Below are 19,287 nucleotides of genomic sequence, written 5' to 3' on the forward strand. Positions count from 1 at the left end.
CGACATCGGGTTTGTTTCCTCTTTTCAGGCTGATACTCAAATGATCCATACAGATGGATTGCGTATGGCAATCGACATTGGTGGGACCTTCACCGACACCGTTTTGGTGAACAATGCGTCGCAAGTGGTCGCGACTGCCAAGACACCCACGACACCGAACCGCCCTGCTCTGGGCGCCGTCGCAGGCGCCGAACACGTTTTGCAGGTCGCAAGCGCCGAATGGCACCAGGTGACCGGGTTCATTCACGGCACAACCCTGGCCACCAACGCGTTGATTGAGCGTCGGGGTGCCGAAACCGCGACCATCACCACCCACGGCTTTCGCGATATACTTGAGATCGCGTATGAGCGGCGCCACAGCCAATATGCCATCGATCTGGTTAAACCCGACCTGATCGTTCCGCGCACGCATGCCCTTACCATCGGTGGACGCATGAATGCCAACGGGCGAGAGCTTGAGCCGTTGGAAGAAACAGGCATTGAGCCGCTGGTCGATGCACTAAAGTCTCTGCAAGTCGACGCTGTTGCGATTTGCTTGCTACATGCCTACGCCAACCCCGCACATGAATGTCGGCTGCGCGAATTGCTGACCGACCACTTACCCGATCTCGTCATCTCGATGAGCCACGAGGTTAGCCCCGAAGCCCGTGAGTTCGATCGGCTATGCACCACCATTGCCAACGCCTATGTCCAGCCGCTCATGGCGAGCTATCTGCAGGATTTTGAGGCACGGTTTCGACACAAAGGTCTGTCCTGCCCGATCCTGATGATGACTGCGGGCGGTGGCATGACCACGCTGGACACCGCAACCCGGCTGCCGATCCGTCTGGTCGAATCCGGCCCGGCCGGTGGGGCTGTTCTGGCCGCGCGTATCGCTGAGGCAACGGATGAAACGGATGTGCTGTCCTTTGATATGGGCGGCACCACCGCCAAGTTGTGTCTGATCGACGATTTTCGCCCACAGACGGCGCGCAAGTTCGAGATCTCGCGCGCCGAAAGGTTCATCAAAGGCTCGGGCATGCCGGTTCGAATCCCGGTCATCGAGATGATCGAAATCGGGGCTGGTGGCGGATCAATTGCCAGCGTCGACAGGCTGGGCCGTATTCAGGTCGGCCCATACAGCGCCGGATCCGATCCCGGCCCCGCCGCCTTTGGCAAGGGAGGGGACAAACCCACCGTCACCGATGCCGACCTGACACTGGGCCTGATCGAACCGGGCCGGTTCGCAGAAGGACGCTTGCGGATCGATCCGGATGCCGCCCAAAGGGCGCTAGCACTGGACATTGGTGAACCGCTGGGCCTGCCGCCGGATCAAGCGGGTTTCTCGGTCAGCGAGATTGTCGACGAAAGCATGGCCAGTGCGGGTCGGATGCATGCGGTTGAATCCGGCAAAGACCTTGGCAACCGGTTGATGATCGCATTCGGCGGCAACGGGCCGCTGCACGCCACCCGCGTCGCACGACGGGCGCAGATGCGCCGGGTTCTGATCCCACGCGACCCCGGCGTCGGCTCGGCGGTTGGGTTTCTGTTTGCGCCCGTGTCGTATGAGGTCATCCGCTCGCGCTATGCCCGTCTGGACAGTCTGGACATCGACGGGCTGAACTCGTTCTTCGCGTCGATGCAGGCCGAAGCGGAACAGGTCGTGCGGGCCGGAGCGCCCCACGGTCAACTGCAGCAGCGTCGGATCGCTTATATGCGCTATCACGGGCAGGGTCATGAGATTGAAATCCGGATGCCCGACCGGGCGCTGGACGTGTCGGACATACCTGTATTGGAACAGGCATTTGAAGCAGAATACAGCCGACAATTCAGCCGGATCGTTCCAGGCATGACTATCGAGATTTTGAACTGGGGCCTGTCGGTCTCATCGCCTGCGCCAGCGCAAGGCGCGTTTTCGGAAACGCCGCCCCGGCACGCCGTGATGTCCGACGAAACCCGGCAAGTCCTGTGTGATGTCAGCGGGGAATGGCGGCCAGCGCAGGTGTTTGACCGGGCGGACCTGACGGCAGGAGCAACACTCACCGGCCCGGCCCTGATCGTTGAGGCGCAGACAACCACATTCGTCAGCGCAGATTTCAGCGCTGACGTGGACGGCCAGGGCAACATCTGGCTGACACGGCACAAGGAGGCATCGCGATGATCCAACCAGACACACGCCTGCAAGTGATGTGGAACCGCCTTCTGGCCGTGGTCGAGGAACAAGGGCAGGCGCTTATTCGTGCCGCCTTCAGCCCGATCGTGCGGGAATGCGGTGATATCTCGGCCGGTATATTCGATGCACAAGGGCGGATGCTGGCGCAAGCGGTCACCGGCACCCCCGGTCACATCAACACAATGGCCGAAGCCGTCAAAACCCTGCGGTCGCGCTTTGCCCAAAGCGACATGAAGCCTGGCGATATTTACTTGACGAATGACCCGTGGATCGCCTCGGGTCATCTAAACGACTTTCTGCTAATGATGCCGGTTTTCTATCGTGGCACTGTCATCGGATATACGGCCTGTACCTCGCATCTGGTTGATCTGGGTGGGCTTGGCATGGGGCCTGAAGGCTCGGACATCTATGACGAAGGTCTGCTGATCCCGCCCTGCAAACTGGTCAGCGCGGGCACTGTTAACGCGCTGTTGCTGGAGATCGTCAAAGCCAATTCGCGCGAGCCGATCGCCAATGAGGGCGACATCTACGCTCTGGTTGCCTGTTGTGAGGCGGGGTCCAGCAGGCTGATCCAAATGATGCAGGAATTTGGCCTCGCCGACCTGAACGCCCTTTCCGATTACATCATCGAGACGTCGCGGCGCGGTACGCTTGACGCCATCGCTGCTCTGCCCAAGGGCACATGGCGGCATGTGCTGACTGTAGATGGCTATGATCAGGACATCGGCTTGCACGCCGCCCTGACCATAGCCGAGGATCACCTGCTGCTGGATTTCGATGGTACCGCAGCCTGCGTCGGCAAGGGAATCAACGTGCCGTTGAATTATGCTACGGCCTATTCGGTCTTTGCCCTGCGCTGCATCATCGGGGCGGATATCCCCAACAATGCGGGATCGCTTGATCCGTTTCGGGTCACGGGCCCTAAAGGCTGCATCCTTAACGCACAGCCCCCCGCGCCCGTCGCAATGCGGCATACACTGGGACAGATGACGCCCGATCTGGTTTATGGCTGCCTGTCGCAGGCACTGCCTGACAAGGTCCCGGCCGAGGGTGCGTCCTGTATGTACGACCTGCCCCTTCGCCACGCCCCCGAGGCCATGGACCGGGGCGATGACCTTTTCGCGCTGGAACTTGTGTTCAACGGTGGAACGGGCGCGCGGCCGCGGTTGGACGGCCTATCCGCCACCGCCTTTCCAAGCGGGGTCTGGGGCAGTCAGGTTGAGACGACCGAGGCCGTCGCACCGATCCTGTTTCACCGACGCGAATTACGCACCGATTCTGGCGGCGCGGGGCGGTTTCGGGGCGGCCTCGGTCAACACATCGAAGTCAGCGCGTCACAGGATCAGGATCTGATGCTGTTCCTGTCAGTTGAACGCATCCGCAACCCCGCCAGTGGCCGCAACGGCGGACAGGATGGCGCGCCCGGCTGTATCACGGTTGAGCCCGGCAACCGCACTCTGCCGGGCAAAGGCGAGGTTCGGATAAAGGCAGGTGAGAGGTTGATCTTTGAAACTCCTGGTGGCGGCGGGTATGGCCCCCCCTCTGACCGCGCCGATGATGAAGTGGACACCGACATTCGGTCCGGTCTCATTACTCGCAACGCGGCAGAGACCCAGTATGTGAGGAAGACATGACCCTACCTCGGACCCATATCGCCCAAATGTCCCCCTATGCGCTGGCTGACCTGAGCGCACCAAGGGGGAAACCTCTGATCTCATTGTCCCAAAACGAAAGCCTGCGTCCACCCAGCCCCATAGCGATCGAGGCCGCGGCAAGGGCGATGAGCACATCGATGCTCTACCCTGATCCGGACTGGACTGGGCTGCGCAATGCCCTGGCAGACCGGCACGATATCGACCCCGAAGGCATCTTGTGCGGCAGCGGGTCGCTCGACCTGATCGGCTGTCTGGCCCGCGTGTTTGCAGGGCCGGAGCGGGCTGTATTGGCGCCCGCTCATGCATACCCTTTCTTTCGAACTGCGGCACAGGTCGCAAACGCACGGTTCGACACCGCCCGAGAAGAGGATACTGTCGTCAGCGTTGACGCCCTGCTGGGTGCGGTTCGACCAGACACGGGGCTGGTCTTTGTCGCCAATCCCGGCAACCCAACCGGAACGCGCATCCCGAAATCCGAGCTTTCCCGCCTGCGAAAGGGCCTGCGACCGGACATTCTGCTGGTAATTGACGAGGCCTATGGAGAGTTCGCGGATCATCTGGGGGAGCGGTGCTTTGATCTGGTTCAACGTGGTAACACGGTTGTGTCGCGCACGTTTTCAAAAGCCTACGGAATGGCCGGTTTCCGCGTTGGCTGGGGCCTGTTCCCGCCTGCAATTGCCACCGAGATGCGCAAGGTCATGAACCCAAACAACATCCCGGCGGTAGCCCAAGTGGTGGCCACCGCAGCTGTGCAGGACGCAGCCTATATGCGCGACACCTGTGAGATGACGGCCAGTTTGCGGGACAAATCCGCAGCCGAGTTGCGGAAAGCTGGATTTGACCTCTCACCCAGCTTCACCAATTTTCTGCTGCTGAACCTGGGCAGCGCTGACAAGGCGCGGCAAGTCGACGAGGCGCTGCGGGCCGAAGGCGTGTTCCTGCGCCCGCAAAGCGGCGCAGGCTTGCCCAACGCTCTGCGCATGACCATAGGTTCGTCAGAGACGACGGACTCAGCCCTTACCATCCTGAAGCAGTGGAAACAGGAGGAACAGACATGACCCCTTCCAGAGGCCGCGCCCGGTTCGGCGTTTTGGTTCCGTTCACCAACACCAATCTGGAACCCGATCTGGCGCTTATGAGCCCGGCCGGCATTTCCCTGCATGTGGCGCGGATGGGTGGATATGACGAGGATGAAGTTCCCGACGAAGCCCAGATGCATGGTCTGGGGGCCGCCGATCTTGATGGGCCCCTGCACCTGTTGATGGGGGCAAAGCCGGATGTCGTCATTTACGGCTGCACCTCGGCCACACTGACACATGGCCCCGCATTTGACCGCGACCTGGCCGCGCGGATCAGTGCAGGAAGCGGGGCGCACACGGTCACAGCCGCCGGAGCGCTGGTACATGCGCTGACAGCGCTCGACGCCAAGCGCATCGGATTTGCTTCGCCCTATGTGCCGGCCATCAACGACATGGCGATTGAGTTTTTGGCCGAGCTGGGCGTCGAAACGATCCAACGGTCCGAAGTGTCGCAACGATTGGGCAACGTAGGACAAGGGGCACTGGACCCTGATGCGGTGTACCAAATGGGTATTGCTGCGGACCACCCCAAGGCCGATGCACTAGTCCTGTCGTGCACCGACATGCGCAGCGTCGAAGCTCTGGCCCGGATCGAGGACACAGTTGAAAAGCCGGTGATCAGCTCAAATCAGGCGATGCTGTTTCTAGCGCTGCAGGTGTTGAAAATACCCGATCCGATTCCCGGGTTTGGTCGACTTCTGGAACAGTCGCGGTGAATGTCCCGGACGGTTTTAGGCCTTCAACTCGCTGATCGTGGTCACCCCGATCTGAGCCATCGCAATACTGAACTCATCACCCAGTACCTCCCACAGCTGCTGCAGCCCGACCTCTCCTGCTGCGGCCATGGCAAACTGCATGACCCGACCGAAGAACACGAAATCCGCGCCTTGTTTCAGCGCTTTGGCGACATCCTCACCCGATCGCAGCCCACTGTCATAGAAAACCGGATATTCGGGCCCAACAGCGGCCCGGATCGCCGACAGCGCCTCAAACGCAGACGGGGCACTGTCCAGCTGTCGCGCGCCGTGGCTTGAAACCTGCACCGCGTCGACGCCCGCCGCCTTGACGGCCCGCGCGTCTTCGGGGTCCAGCACGCCTTTGACAACAAGTTTTCCGCCCCATGTATCGCGCAGACGGGACAGCGTATCCCATGTCGCCCGCGCCCGGCTTTCGGTGCGGTCAAAGTCATACCCATCCATTTGAAAGTTGGCCATTTGTGGCTTTCCGCGAAACAACGTCGCCAATGACCAGCGGGGATGCAGGGCGAAATCCACAAACTGGCGCGGACCAATCCGGAAGGGCATCTTGAAGCCATGGCGCAGCTCTCTGGGGCGTCGCCCGACCTCAGGAACGTCTACGGTCAGCACCAGCGTTTCATACCCTGCAGCCTGCGCGCGTTCGACCAGTTTGAAGGTTCCTGCCCCGTCTCCGCTGAAATACAGTTGAAACCAGGCGTTGCCCTCGGCAGCTTCGATCAACTGTTCCATCGGCGTCGACGCCACGGTCGACACGCCCAGCGGCACCAAATTGCGTGCGGCCAGCCTAGCCAGCATCAGATCCGCCCCGGGGGTGGACAGGTTGCACATGCCCATAGGTGCAATGCCAAAAGGCCGTCGTGCCTGTTTGCCAAAGAGATCCGTGGACAAAGACCGCTCGCTTACATCCCGCAGCACCCGCGGGCGCAACGTCATTGCGTCCAGCGCGGCGCGGTTGCGGGCGGCACCAACCTCTGCCCCCGCCGCCCCGTCAATGTAATCAAACACCATCCAGGGCAAACGACGCCGCGCCAATCGGCGGGCGTCTTCTGCGCTGTGAATGGCGGGTGGCCCCATCAGGCCTGAACGGCCTTCATAAAGCGGTCGCGGATCACCACCGGATCCATCGTGATCGGGGGCATTTTGGCATTGCCACTTTCACACTTGCTGACGATGATCGTCATCTGTTTGGCGTCCAGCGCCTCCTGCAGAACGCGCCCGGTGTCTTCGGCCTGACATTCGATCACGCGCTCACATCCTGCGGCCTGCGCCATTTTCGTCAGCGAGGTTTTCTGCCCCGCATAGGTTGGTTGATCCCCGGTGGACCCGTAAGAGCCGTTGTCGACGATCAGTAGGATGTAATTGTCAGCCACGTTATTGGCGATGGTTGGCAACGTACCCAGATTGGTCAGAACTGACCCATCCCCATCAATCGCGATCACCGGTTTCGGCTGCGACAGCGCCAGCCCAAGACCGATGGACGAGGCCAGACCCATCGTCCCCAGCATGTAGAAATTGGACGACTGGTCGTCGATAGCGTGCAACTCCTGGCTGGGGATGCCGATGTTGCAGACGACAAGTTGATCACGCAGGATCGGGGCGATTTCCTTCAGGATTTCAGAACGGATCATTGGTCGCCGTAGCCTCCCCAGAAATTGGCGTCGGTCAGGATGGCGACCGGTTTGTTGCACATGAACGTATATTTCAGGATCGCGTCGAACTCTTCGACATCGGCCTGATGATGAAAATGGTAGGTCGGGATGTTCAGCTGCGCCAACAGGGCCTTGGTATGCACTGCCATTTCCACCTGACAGGCAATCGGCTCGCGCAGCTCACCCCGGTACGAGATCAGCATAGGCAGCGGCATCCGGTAATACTGGATCAGCGTCGCCAGCGTATTAATAGTCACACCGATGGCCGTGTTCTGCATGATAATGGCCGGGCGTTTGCCGCCCATCCAGGCACCGGCACACAGGCCCATGCCTTCGTCTTCCTTGTTCGAGGGGATGTGAAAGATGCCGTCGCGCTGGTCGATTTCCTCTATCACTCCTGCCAATTGCTTACACGGCACGGTGGTCACAAACGAGACATCGTTTGCGGCCAGATCGTCAGTGATCTTCTTGTCGATATTCATATCTGGTCTGTCTGTCCTGTTTGGGGCGCCCGCGGCGCGATTAATTGATTAAACCCTGCGATGCACATGCACGGCACAGCCGGCATGGCGCACAACCCGTGACGCAGTTGATCCCAGGAAGTAATCGCTGAGGCCCGGCTTGTGCGAGCCGATAACGATGCAATCCACATCGTTGTCGTTGGCGTAGTCGATAATGGTCCGCGCGGTGTGCCCACGAGTAATTTCAGGCTTGATTCCATCCAGCCCCGAGACCTTTTCCCGCAGCAGGTTGCCCGCCGCGCGAAAGCCTTCGGCCACCGTGTCCTTGTCAAGATACGCACTGACCGAGCCCTGCGGCATCTCATAGACGTGCAGTGCAACGATCTCGGCACCATCCGCTGACAAAGCCCGGGCCACTTGCAACGTGTGCTGCGAAATGCCGTGATCCAATGCCATGGGAACCAGAATTTTCTTATACATGAATACCTCCGTTATTGCCGGGCCTAGACCCATGGTGCGAGGATGATTTTCGGGGCCGCGACAGCCCCCTTGCGCAAGTCCCGGAACGCCTCAGCCCCATCGGACAACGCCCGTTCTTCGATCCAGTCCAGACGGCCCAGGCGACCATCGAATATGGCCCGTGCTGTCTGGCGGAAATCCTCGGCCGTGTAAGTATAGGTGCCGATAAATGTGATTTCTTGCAAGGTCATACGGCGGATATCCAACCCTCTGGTGTCCTCGCCCAGCCCAACATGTGCGATCACGCCGCCCGGTTGAACCCGTGCAGAGGCCAATGCCCGGGTTGCCGCAAATCCAACTGCGTCGACCACCAGGGGAAACGTATCCTCTGTTTCTGCGGCCACATTGAAACCGCCAACGCCCTGTAGGTAGTTGCGCCGCAATTCGCTGGGTTCAACGATCACAACATCGCCCGACCCCATGGCCATCAATGCCAAGGCAGCAGCCACTCCGATGGCGCCGCCGCCAATCACCAAAGCCGTTTTGTCCATTCCCGGATGCAGCGCCTCAAGGCCCAGACGCGCCGCGTGCCAGCTGACAGCCAAGGGCTCGGCCAACGCAGCCCGGGCAAAGCTCACATGATCCGGCACCGTAACCAGATTGGTCTCAGGCATGGCAACGTATTGGGCAAAGGCCCCTTCGCGCGGCGGCATCGAGATGATCTGGCGGTCAGGGCAAAGGTTCTCGCGCCCCTCGGAACAGGCCGTACAGGCGCCGCAACTGACCAAAGGGTTGATCGTCACCCGGGCCCCATCCCGCGAACCACCTGTTATCACACCTGCAGCCTCGTGCCCCAGGATCAAGGGCGCGGGACGGCGCGCATCATGACCCAGATACGCGTGCATGTCCGATCCGCAGATACCAACGGCCTCAATGCGGATCAGATGCTCACCCTCGCGCGGGGATGCGTCCGGAACGTCCCGAAATGCCACCTGTTCAACACCCTCATAGACCAGCGCTTTCATTTTGCGGTGAACCCCCCGTCGACCATCAGGACCTGACCCGTTACGTAATCCGACGCCTTGGAGCACAGAAACAGGATCGGCCCGTCGATATCCTCCATCCGGCCATTGCGCCGGATACAGGTCTGGTCGGCGTTGCGTGCGGCACGCTCGGGGTCATCAAAAACAGCCTGTGTCAGTTCCGTGGGGAAAAACCCTGGCCCGATGGCGTTGGCGGTAATGCCATGCGGCGACCACGCTTCGGCCATTGCGCGGGTCAATTGCCCGATCCCGGCTTTGGTGGCGCCATAGGCAATCCCCCCGGGAAACGCCCGGATCGTCTGCAGTGAGGCAAAGTTAACGATCCTCCCCCATCCGCGCTTTTTCATTGCAGGCACCATGGCCTGACTTAGAAAAAACGGCGCGCTGAGGTTCAGAGACAGGGTCGTGTCCCACCCTTGTGGTGTCACATCGTCCGCCGCTTCGCGTGTGTTGACCCCGGCCGCATGGATCACGATGTCAGGCGCGCCAAATTTAGCGCTGATCTGTTCTACCAGAGCACCGATCTGCCCGCGTTCGGCGATGTCGGCCACGACGGTATCGGCTTTGTCACCGATTTCAGCCTTCAGATCATCCAACGCCTCGGCCCTGCGGGCGACGCCGACCACCTGCGCACCAGCGGCAGCCAGCGCTTTGGCAACCCTGCGACCAAGGCCAGAGCTTGCCCCGGTTATACAAGCCACCCGCCCAGTCAGGTCAAATAGCGTACGGGGGTCATCCATCTGCAGTCAGGTCGAACTGTTCATCCGGGAAGTACTTGGCCAGACGCACATCTGCCGCGCGGGCGTGACCTTCCATCCCTTCCAGGCGCGATATGCGGGCAGTGGCCACAGCAATAGACTTGGACCCTTCCCGCGTAGCCCGCTGCCATGTCACGATCTTCATATACTTGTGGACACTCAACCCACCTGTGTAACTGGCCGCACCTGAGGTCGGCAGCACGTGGTTGGTACCCGTCGCTTTGTCGCCGTAGGATACCGTCGTTTCTTCTCCAAGAAACAATGAGCCGTAGCAGGTTAGCCGGTTCAACCACCAATCCAGTTCCTCGGCCTGAACGGTCAGATGTTCGGGGGCGTATTCGTCCGAACAGGCCGCCATCTCTTCGCGGTCCGAACAGACGATCACCTCGGCATAGTCGCGCCACGCGGCCGAGGCGTTTTCGCGATTCAGCTCGGGCAGATCCTCGATCAGTGTTGGCACCAAATCCATCACCTTTTGCGCCAGCGCGCGATCATCCGTGATCAGCCAAACGGGCGAGTTATAGCCATGCTCGGCCTGGCTGACCAAATCGGTCGCCACCACAAGCGCGTCCGAAGTGGCATCGGCAAGCACCAGGCTATCCGTCGGGCCCGCGATCATATCGATGCCAACTGTGCCGTAAAGAATACGTTTTGCTTCGGCCACAAACTGGTTGCCCGGGCCCACCAGGATATTGGCACTCGGCAGGCCGAACAGGCCGTAGGTCATCGCGGCAACACCCTGCACGCCGCCCATAGCCAAAATGCTGTCAGCGCCACAGATATGCGCAGCATAGACAATCGCAGGTGCAACCCCTTCTCCCGGGCGCGGCGGAGAACAGGCGGTGATGTGGCGGCACCCGGCAACCTTGGCCGTTGTCACTGTCATGATCGCGCTGGCGATATGGCTATACCGCCCGCCAGGAACGTAGCAGCCCGCCGCGTCGACCGGGATCGCTTTTTGACCAGCGACAAAGCCGGGCACGATCTCCATCTCGACATCCGACACCGTTGCTTTTTGGGTTTCCGCAAAGCGGCGCACATTATCATGAGCAAACCGAATATCAGCCTTCAGCTTTTCTGGAACCAGAGCAATTGCGGCGTCTATTTCGGCCTGTGTCATCAAGACGTTGCCTTCGAACTTGTCGAACTTGACCGCGTATTCCAGCGCCTTGGCGTCACCGCCTACTTCGATATCAGCAAGGATGGTTTTGACCGTATCATGCACCTCGGTGGCATGGGATTGAGCGGTCAGGGTCGCCTTTTTCAAATAGTCACGAGGCATAGTCAGCAAGTCCTATTGGTAAATTGCAGGAAGTAGGGTTGTTGAAACCGCTGGAACATAAGCGATCAGAAGAACGACGATCAGCATCGTCAATACAAAGGGCACCGCACGAGCCGCAATCTTCAGAATGGACTCACCGGTAATGCCAGATACGACAAACAGGTTCAGCCCCAGCGGCGGCGTGATGAACCCTACACCCAGCGCGGTGATCATCATGATGCAGAACTGGATTTCGTTCATGCCGATATTATCCGCGAGCGGTTTGAGGATTGGTGCAAGGATCACGATGTTGGGCGTAGTTTCCATCACACAGCCAGCCGCAATCAGAATGCCGATCATCAACAGGATCAAAACGTAAGGATCGTCCGTCAGCGCCGTGATCGATGCTACAAATCCCTGTGGTACGCCCATGATCGCCAGCGCCTCGGCCAGCGGCGCCGAGAAGGCGATGATCGGCAGGATCACACCGTTCACTTTGGCCGAGCTGACCAGCATCGACGGGAAATCCGCCAGCGTCAGAGTGCGCATGATAAAGCCCATGACGATGGTGACGACAACGGCGGTCGCACCGGCCTCGGTCGGTGTCAGACGACCCGAGAAGATACCGTAGAAGATGATCCCGGGAACGATAAACGCGTACCATCCGGACTTCAGCGCTTTGCCCAGATTGGCCAGCCATTCACCAAACGTCATCACCCCGCCGCCCTCGTACAGATAAATGCGGTTCACGATAAGGTTGGTGATCAGGATCGACAGCAAAATGGCCAGGCCGGGAATAAGAGCTGCCAGAAACAAGGTCGAGGCGGAAATCCCCAGAACAAGGCCGATGATAATATAGGCAATAGAGGGCGGGATCAGAATGCCGGTACAGGCACCTGCAGCCACCAACGCGCATGCATAGGGGCGTGGATAGCCGCTTTCGACCAGCCGGTTGATGGTCATACGCCCCACAGCGGCAGCCCCCGCAGCGTCTGAGCCCGAGATCGCGGCAAACATACCACAAACAAGAACGGTCGCCGACCCAAAGCCGCCTTTGGTGAAACAGGTCAATGCCTCGGCCACGTCCAGGAATTTTCGGGACAGCCCCGTTCGGACCAGAACGTCTCCGGTCAGGATAAACAGCGGGACAGCGGTTAAGGCAAAGGCGTCGATGCCGGTAAACAGGCTTTCTCCGACAAGGCTAAGCGGCAGGTCGCCGGACATGACCAGCATGACGATCGCAGCCGTTCCAATCGCGGCCCAAACAGGAACCGCCATCGCAATCAGGGCAACGAACAGGATGACAGGCAGGTAAAAATCCCAGCCCAGTTCAACGGATTGATTGAGGGTACCCCAGAGCATTCTGTTTCTCCTCAGTCAAACAGCTTGTCACCTTCGAAGACGGGAGTGCCGTCACGAAGGGATTTCAAATCACGCATGAAGGACTGGATTAAACGCCAGATCATCAGGGCAAATCCGGTGGGAACGGCCATCAGGAACCAGACTTTGGAGATCCGCAAACCATCCGTTACAGACCCAAACTTGGCCGAGACATGCACCGCCTCATACGACCAGTAGAGCGCAATGACTGCCACGCCAAACATCACTAGATCACCGAAGATATACAGCAACGCCTTGGGGCGCGGCCCAAGGTAATGCATGATCACGTCGATGCGAATATGTGCCCGTTCCTTGACCGCCGCAGCGGCCCCGATCCAGGCCAGGTAGATGAAAGAATAGCGGACGATTTCTTCGCCCCATATTGAGGAAAAGGCAAAGATTTCCCGCCTCAGAACCTCAATAGCCATGGTGATGACCAGCATCGTGTAGAACACCAGCAGCAACCAACGCTCTGCGTTTCGGTCTATTTTCTGAAAAATGGTCATCACGTCCCTCGACGATAGAACAGCCAGGCCAAAGCCTTCTGGTTCGGGCCCTTTCAGGCCTGGCTGTGAGTGGTAAAACCGGGCGCCCGATCAGCGCCCGTCACGGCAGCTTTAGGCGTCGTGGACGTAGTATTTGCCCTGCGTTCCGGCCGCTTCGACCAGTTTGTCGAACTTATCCATCGATCCGGCCAGTTCAGTCTTGAACGGATCCCATTCAGACCGCTGATAGCCACCAACATCTTGCCATTCCGCCAGTTGATCATCTGTCAGCGACTGGAATTGCACACCGGCCTTGTTCAGCTCGGCCATGGCATAGGCCCGGGCTGATGGCACTTTGGACAGGTTCTGGTGGCTGGTCATTTCCGCGCCCCACATGATGCCTTCCTGCACATCGGCAGGCATCGAATTGAACCATTCAAGGTTGCAGGAATAAACCTGACTGTCCGGCACCGCCTGCGTGAAGGTGACATTGCTGAGGATGTCCTTGAAGCCAAAGACATAAAGCGCACCTACTGAGGGATCCAGCGCATCTGCGACACCCTGTTTGATTGCCGAAGGTGTCTCGCCCCAGGCCACAGGTGTCGGATTCGCGCCGACCATGCGGTAATACTGTTGCAGCATTTTTGATCCCGGCACGCGGAATTTCACACCGCTCATGTCGCCCGGCGTGACAATTGGGTTACCCCCCTGACGCACGGCCACAACACGCGGGTCGATCACCACGTAAAACAGTGCTTTGAACCCTGCGGCCTCGACCTTGGGGTGTACTTCGCTTTTCCATGTGTCGGAATGGACAAGGTTTGTGAACCGCTGGTTCGAACCACACAGATAGGGCATGTTGATCAGATCAACGGTCGACGCAAACGGCGCGAAATTCGACAGCGAGTGCTGTGCGGCCTGAATGGTGCCACCCTGAACCTTCTGCACCAACGCGCCACCCGCGCCCAGCTGCCCGCCCGGGGCCAGCTTGACATAGACCTTGCCGTTGGTGGCGTTCTGGATGTTTTCCTTCAGATCCAGCTGCATGATCGGATAGCTGCGCGACGCCCCCAGAACATAAGCGGTCGCAATCGTCATGACGTGATCGGCGGCCTTCTCACGCTCGCTTTCTTCCTTGGCTGTCTGCGCCGCGGCCTCGGATGACCACAACACGCCGCCAGCCCCGGCAACCAGTGCAGCAGTGAACGCACCCCCGGCGCTCAGCTTCAGGAAGTTGCGGCGTTCTTCCGACGCAAGCTTGTTTCTGTCGTTGTTCATTTAGTGCCCTCCCAAGCAGAAAAGTCAGCCGTCGCTTTCTGCGTCGCGGTCAGCTTCTTTTTTCAAAATTGCGACAACGAACAGGATCGAGGCCGCGAACAGAACCAACATCTCTCCTACGTCCCCAAGGAATGCACTGGCTGCAAAAGCGCCCAAAGCCACGTTCGCAAAGTAGATGGCAAACACGATGGCGGATGCAGTCAAAAACATTTCAGGGATTCCCTTTGGATTCGGCTCAATCCTATTTGTAAGCGCTTACATAAAAAATGCAAGCGCTTACATGAACCACTTCCATTGGCGCTTGGTAAAGTCTAAACTTATAGGCAAAAGCGAATTGCGAGTTTGAAAATGTCGAAACTTCGGTCCGCGCCGACGCTGGAGGATGTGGCCAGGATGGCTGGGGTTTCGACAGCAACTGTGTCGCGCTGCCTCAACAGTCCTGACAGAGTGGTCAAAGCGACGCGCCAACGGGTTTTGTCTGCGGTTGACACGCTGGGCTATACTCCGAACTTTGCTGCGCAAGTGATGGCGGCGAAACGCACTTTCACCATAGGCGCGATCATCCCCACAATGGAGAACGCGATTTTCGCCCGCGGGCTACAGGCGTTTCAGGAAGAGTTGCACCAGCGCGGCTATACGCTGCTGGTCTCAAGTTCTGCCTACAAGCCCGACCTAGAAGAAGAACAGATTCGCACCCTGGTCGCACGCGGCGCGGACGGGCTGTTGCTGATCGGGCATGATCGCGATCCAAAAATCTATGAATATCTGGATCGGCGGAAAATCCCGGTGCTTGTGGCCTGGTCATACTTGCCTGACGCTCAGGTTCCGTCGATCGGCTTTGACAACCGCGCAGCTATGTTCGAGCTGACAAACCGCGTGATCGGGTTGGGTCACAAACGGATCGGTATGATTTCCGGCATCAGTGCGGGCAATGATCGTGCCCGCCTGAGGGTCGAAGGTGTGCGTGATGCGGTGGCGCAGAACGAACTGGCCGTATCGGACCTGCGGATCATCGAAACCCCTTATGAGATCGAAAACGGAGCAGCGGCGTTTTCCAACCTTATGTCCAAGGGCACCCGACCGACAGCCGTTTTGTGCGGGAACGATGTACTGGCGGTAGGTGCAATTCGCCGAGCGCAAGAGATGGGCCTCAGGGTGCCCCAGGATGTCTCGATCACCGGGTTTGATGATATCGAATTGGCCCGGATCGCCACCCCCGCCCTGACGACCGTGCATGTGCCGCATCGGGACATGGGCCGGAAGGCCGCGTTGGAGCTGGTTGGGATGGTGGAAAAAACGGCGGACGGCACGGCGCTGCGGCTGCCGACAACAATTGTTGAACGTCAATCCCTTGGACGCCCCGCCAAACCTTAGGCCGCATCCGTGTCCATCGTTCGAAAATCGTTCCTCAACCAGGCATGGGTTGCGCACATCGGGTCGGTAAAATGCTGCCGGATCAGCTTTGTCATAACCTTCTGGATCAGGGCCGAGGTCGTCTCTGGGTATACTTCCGTTGTAAAAAGCGAGACGGTCCGCACAAAGTTTCTGCCCGGGAACGGAATGGCCTGAACGCTGTCATGGAATTTTTGGGCGCGGTGAAAACAAGCGGCTGTTGTAATCGCCCAACCACTGCCTTCGGCAACCAGACCCATTATGGATTGGTTGCATTCCAGCTCGAACCGATTGGGTAGGTTGTGTTTGCTGCGGGCCAGCTGAATTTCGATTTGCTTCCCGATCATATAGTCCCGCGAATACCGCAGCAGTGGCAGGCTGGCATCGGGGGTAAACAAGTCTTCGGGTGCATCTTCGTAGGATTTTGGCAAAATCACGATGAACGGGTCGCGCATCAGCGGGTATTCGATCAGCCCTACGGTCCGCTCGGACGGGCGTGTGGCGACCCCGGCATCCAGTTTGTGTTCCTGCAGCTTGGCAATGATCTCGTGGCTGGGCCGCGTGAAGTGGCGAAAGTTGCAACGCGGCAGAGCCTGCGCCAGAAAGCGGAACAGATCAGGAGCAATCTGGTTGTCGAAATCGTCGATCAGAGCCAGACGTAAATCCGTTGCGTGCCGCCAGTTCCCGGACCGAATCTCAGCCTCACCACGTTTGAGTACTGTCAGCCCGTCGCGCACATAGCGCGCAAAGACTTCACCGGCAGGGGTAAGGCCCATTGGGCGGCGCCCATGGTCAACAAGATCAAGACCCAGGGCACCCTCGAGGCTGCGCAGGTGGTTCGACACGGTGCTGATCGACAGCCCGGTTTCAGACGCGACCTGTTGGATCGAGCCTGACTTGGCAACCAGCTGAAAGACTTCCAGCCAACGAAGGCTCAGAGATTTCGACACCGTACACAACCGCTGTTTCGATTACTTCGAAACTACCGAAGCAAAGATTTGCCCGTGCGGCAATGAAGAAATGTAGAAGCCGCGCCGAGTTTACCCCCTCATCCGCCTGAATTCCGGGTCATAGGGCGAGGGTGCGATGACCGTCGCAGGCACAGTCTGCCCGCAGGAGTCCAACTTCATCCCCGTCCCGATCTCTGCCAATTCAGGGTCGACAAACGCATACGCCAGGTTCATTCCGGTGCGGTGTCCCCAGTCGCCTGACGTGATCGTACCGACGACATGTTCACCGTGTATCAAAGAAGCGCCCGGATGTGCGGGTCTGGTGGCTGAATCGATTTGCAACGCGACCAGTTTCTTATGTGGCCTGCCTGCCTGTCGTTTCTGCAGGGCCTCACGCCCGATGAATGCGCCTTTGTTCAGTTTCACAAACCGGTCCAACCCGGTCTCGAAAGGATCAAACTCGGTTATCAGATCAGCTTTCCAGTGCAAAAAGCTCTTCTCCATTCGCATCGAATCCACCGCGCGTGCGCCGAACAGCTTTAGCCCATGGGTGTCACCAGCCTGCCGCAGCACCAGATATGCCGCATAAAGCGAGGCGTTCGGTATATGGATTTCATAGGCCAGCTCACCTGAGAAACTCACACCCATTACCGTGGCCGGGGCAATCCCGATGAAACATTCGCGCACGCTGAGCCAGGGGAATGCCGCCGCTGACCAGTCGCCCCGCGCACAGGCAGACAGAACGTCCCGTGCCTTAGGCCCTGCAAGAACCAGAATGGTCTGATCGTTGGTCAGGCTGCGCAGATGGACATCCTCGCCCGGCCGCACATGCTGGCTCAACCAGTCCATGTCATGAAGCTCACTCGCCGCGGCAGAGCCGTACCATACTCGGGAAGGTCCTCGGTCGCTGGCCGCCAGATTGGCGACAGTTGCCTCTCCTTTGACCATCCCGTGATGGTTCAGAAGGTAGCCCAGCCCGACCCGTCCATCCCGCCGCGTGACAGTGCCACAGAACATCTGGTCCAAAAAGCTGTGGCGGTCGGCACCCGTGATCTCAATCCGGTTGAACCCGTTGACCTCGGCCAGCCCGACGCCGGTTTGCACGTTGGCCACTTCGGCTGCGATAATATCGAAGGTTTCGTCAAAATCGAAACTGAGCGTGGGGGAGAAATCGGGCGAGGGCTTGATGTAGTTCACACGCTCCCACCCGTTGACCACGGTAAACTCGGCCCCCTCTGCCGCAAGCACCGGTGTCAGAGGTGTCGTTTTTGCCGGGCGCCCGGCCGGGCGGTGTTCGTGCGGAAAGTGGAACCGGAATTCATTTTGATAGTCCTCAATCGCCTTCAGCGCTGTCAGCTCTACATTGGCGTGGCCCGCGAACCGCCGCGGGTCGATGCACCAAGTGTCATAGCAGGCCTCACCATGCACGATCTGTTGGGCCAGCAACCACCCGTGACCACCGCCTTCGCCCAGGCCTGCGCGCAGGCCTATAATGCAAAACGCGTTGCGCTTACCCGGGATCGGCCCCACCAACGGTGCACCGTCGATCGTATAGGTGATCGGGCCGTTGACGATGGTATGAACCCCAACCTCCATCAATGCGGGCATGCGGGCAAAGGCCCCCTCAAGCACATCCGTCACCCGGTCCAGATCGTCGGGGCACAGCGCATTGACAAAATTCGGGTCGATCCCGTCCATGCCCCAGGTTTTGCAATCCTGTTCATAGAATCCCAGCAACAGCCCGTTCTTTTCCTGACGGCAGTAATAGTCGCTGATCGGACAGCGCAGCAGCGGCATTCTTTGACCCGCATCCCGAATGGCCGGGATCTCTTCGGTCAGGAAATACTGATGCTCCATCGACGCGACCGGGTGATGCACGCCCATCATCGCGCTGACCTCGTTTACCCTGTAACCGCAGGCATTCACGACGATGTCACAGTCGATATCACCGTGTTCAGTATGCACGGTCCAGGTGTCATCGCTGTGTTGGGTCAGGGCGGTCACCGGCGTGTTGCGATAGACCTCGGCCCCTGCTTTTCTTGCCCGACGCGCCAATGCCTGGCACAGCTGCGCCGGATCGATATCCCCATCCATCGGGTCCCACAGCCCGCCGATCAGGTTCTCGGTCGAGATCAGCGGATGGCGGCGGGCGCATTCTGCGGCATCAATTACCTCAAACTGTACATCCATTCCCCGGGCAATCGAGGCGAAGTGGCGATAGCCCTGCATCTGCGCCTCGGTATTGGCCAGTCGGATACCACCATCCCCGTGGTGGTAATTGATCGGATAGTCCGGATCCTCGGCCAGTTCCCTGTACAATTGGATCGAGTGGGTCTTCAGGCCCACCATCGTCTGGTTCATCCCGAAATTGGTCACCTGCGCTGCCGAGTGCCAGGTGGTGCCCGAGGTCAGCTCGTTCCGTTCGACCAAAACCACATCGGTCCACCCTTCCTGCGTCAGGTGGTACAGTGTCGAACATCCGGCGATCCCGCCACCGATCACAACAACTTGGGTGCGCGACTTCATT

Annotated in this window: 18 protein-coding genes; 5 read left to right on the forward strand and 13 right to left on the reverse strand. The window is 59.2% G+C overall.

Annotation, left to right across the window (positions count from 1 at the left end):
* Window positions 1–40: 40 nt before the first annotated feature.
* From SJY13_RS10050 to SJY13_RS10065, 4 genes are read left to right on the forward strand one after another with little or no spacing between them, the layout of a single operon-like run.
* Window positions 41–2,140 (forward strand): hydantoinase/oxoprolinase family protein, encoded by a 2,100-nt coding sequence (locus tag SJY13_RS10050; RefSeq protein WP_377190585.1) that lies wholly within the window; start codon window positions 41–43, stop codon window positions 2,138–2,140.
* Complete coding sequence (locus tag SJY13_RS10055; protein ID WP_377190588.1) at window positions 2,137–3,786, forward strand: hydantoinase B/oxoprolinase family protein; 1,650 nt, start codon at window positions 2,137–2,139, stop codon at window positions 3,784–3,786. The genes SJY13_RS10050 and SJY13_RS10055 overlap by 4 nt, the downstream gene beginning before the upstream one ends.
* A complete protein-coding gene (locus SJY13_RS10060; protein ID WP_377190590.1) occupies window positions 3,783–4,865 on the forward strand; it encodes a pyridoxal phosphate-dependent aminotransferase in 1,083 nt (360 codons plus the stop codon). The genes SJY13_RS10055 and SJY13_RS10060 overlap by 4 nt, the downstream gene beginning before the upstream one ends.
* Window positions 4,862–5,602 (forward strand): maleate cis-trans isomerase family protein, encoded by a 741-nt coding sequence (locus SJY13_RS10065; RefSeq protein WP_377190592.1) that lies wholly within the window; start codon window positions 4,862–4,864, stop codon window positions 5,600–5,602. The genes SJY13_RS10060 and SJY13_RS10065 overlap by 4 nt, the downstream gene beginning before the upstream one ends.
* 15 nt (window positions 5,603–5,617) lie before the next feature.
* Here the strand turns inward: SJY13_RS10065 and SJY13_RS10070 are convergent, their stop codons facing one another.
* From SJY13_RS10070 to SJY13_RS10120, 11 genes are all read right to left on the reverse strand, one after another.
* Window positions 5,618–6,718: an alpha-hydroxy acid oxidase gene (locus SJY13_RS10070; protein ID WP_377190594.1), complete on the reverse strand. Its 1,101-nt coding sequence runs from the start codon at window positions 6,716–6,718 to the stop codon at window positions 5,618–5,620.
* Window positions 6,718–7,272, reverse strand: a complete 555-nt coding sequence (gene comE / locus SJY13_RS10075; RefSeq protein ID WP_377190596.1) for a sulfopyruvate decarboxylase subunit beta — start codon at window positions 7,270–7,272, stop codon at window positions 6,718–6,720. The genes SJY13_RS10070 and comE overlap by 1 nt, the downstream gene beginning before the upstream one ends.
* Entirely contained in the window at window positions 7,269–7,775 is a 507-nt protein-coding gene (locus SJY13_RS10080; protein ID WP_085821491.1) for a decarboxylase, read from the reverse strand. Before SJY13_RS10080 ends, comE begins: the two co-directional genes overlap by 4 nt.
* 48 nt (window positions 7,776–7,823) lie before the next feature.
* The gene (locus SJY13_RS10085; RefSeq protein WP_085821492.1) at window positions 7,824–8,234 is read right to left on the reverse strand and encodes a universal stress protein; all 411 of its coding nucleotides are present in this window, start codon (window positions 8,232–8,234) and stop codon (window positions 7,824–7,826) included.
* A gap of 23 nt (window positions 8,235–8,257) precedes the next feature.
* Complete coding sequence (locus SJY13_RS10090) at window positions 8,258–9,238, reverse strand: zinc-dependent alcohol dehydrogenase (RefSeq protein ID WP_377190598.1); 981 nt, start codon at window positions 9,236–9,238, stop codon at window positions 8,258–8,260.
* Window positions 9,235–9,996, reverse strand: coding sequence for an SDR family NAD(P)-dependent oxidoreductase (locus SJY13_RS10095; protein ID WP_377190600.1), 762 nt, complete (start codon window positions 9,994–9,996; stop codon window positions 9,235–9,237). The genes SJY13_RS10090 and SJY13_RS10095 overlap by 4 nt, the downstream gene beginning before the upstream one ends.
* The gene (gene hisD / locus SJY13_RS10100; protein ID WP_377190602.1) at window positions 9,989–11,296 is read right to left on the reverse strand and encodes a histidinol dehydrogenase; all 1,308 of its coding nucleotides are present in this window, start codon (window positions 11,294–11,296) and stop codon (window positions 9,989–9,991) included. The genes SJY13_RS10095 and hisD overlap by 8 nt, the downstream gene beginning before the upstream one ends.
* A 12-nt stretch (window positions 11,297–11,308) precedes the next feature.
* Window positions 11,309–12,637 (reverse strand): TRAP transporter large permease, encoded by a 1,329-nt coding sequence (locus SJY13_RS10105; RefSeq protein ID WP_085821496.1) that lies wholly within the window; start codon window positions 12,635–12,637, stop codon window positions 11,309–11,311.
* An 11-nt stretch (window positions 12,638–12,648) separates the two neighbouring features.
* Window positions 12,649–13,161, reverse strand: coding sequence for a TRAP transporter small permease (locus tag SJY13_RS10110; protein ID WP_377190604.1), 513 nt, complete (start codon window positions 13,159–13,161; stop codon window positions 12,649–12,651).
* Between the two features lie 111 nt (window positions 13,162–13,272).
* Window positions 13,273–14,418 carry a TRAP transporter substrate-binding protein gene (locus SJY13_RS10115; RefSeq protein WP_377190606.1) on the reverse strand — a complete coding sequence of 382 codons (1,146 nt, stop codon included), beginning with the start codon at window positions 14,416–14,418 and terminating at the stop codon, window positions 13,273–13,275.
* A 24-nt stretch (window positions 14,419–14,442) separates the two neighbouring features.
* On the reverse strand, window positions 14,443–14,628 hold the full coding sequence (locus tag SJY13_RS10120) for a hypothetical protein (RefSeq protein ID WP_085821499.1): 186 nt from the start codon (window positions 14,626–14,628) through the stop codon (window positions 14,443–14,445).
* A 138-nt stretch (window positions 14,629–14,766) separates the two neighbouring features.
* Between SJY13_RS10120 and SJY13_RS10125 the strand changes: the two genes are divergently transcribed.
* Window positions 14,767–15,792 carry a LacI family DNA-binding transcriptional regulator gene (locus SJY13_RS10125; protein ID WP_085821500.1) on the forward strand — a complete coding sequence of 342 codons (1,026 nt, stop codon included), beginning with the start codon at window positions 14,767–14,769 and terminating at the stop codon, window positions 15,790–15,792.
* Here SJY13_RS10125 and SJY13_RS10130 read toward each other — a convergent pair.
* On the reverse strand, window positions 15,789–16,760 hold the full coding sequence (locus SJY13_RS10130) for a LysR family transcriptional regulator (protein ID WP_085821501.1): 972 nt from the start codon (window positions 16,758–16,760) through the stop codon (window positions 15,789–15,791). The two genes, SJY13_RS10125 and SJY13_RS10130, sit on opposite strands and share 4 nt — an antisense overlap.
* A gap of 90 nt (window positions 16,761–16,850) precedes the next feature.
* The gene (locus tag SJY13_RS10135) at window positions 16,851–19,286 is read right to left on the reverse strand and encodes a GcvT family protein (protein WP_377190609.1); all 2,436 of its coding nucleotides are present in this window, start codon (window positions 19,284–19,286) and stop codon (window positions 16,851–16,853) included.
* Window position 19,287: the final 1 nt, after the last annotated feature.

It is taken from the genome of Ruegeria meonggei (assembly GCF_042768335.1).
GTDB classification, from domain to species: Bacteria; Pseudomonadota; Alphaproteobacteria; order Rhodobacterales; family Rhodobacteraceae; genus Ruegeria; species Ruegeria meonggei.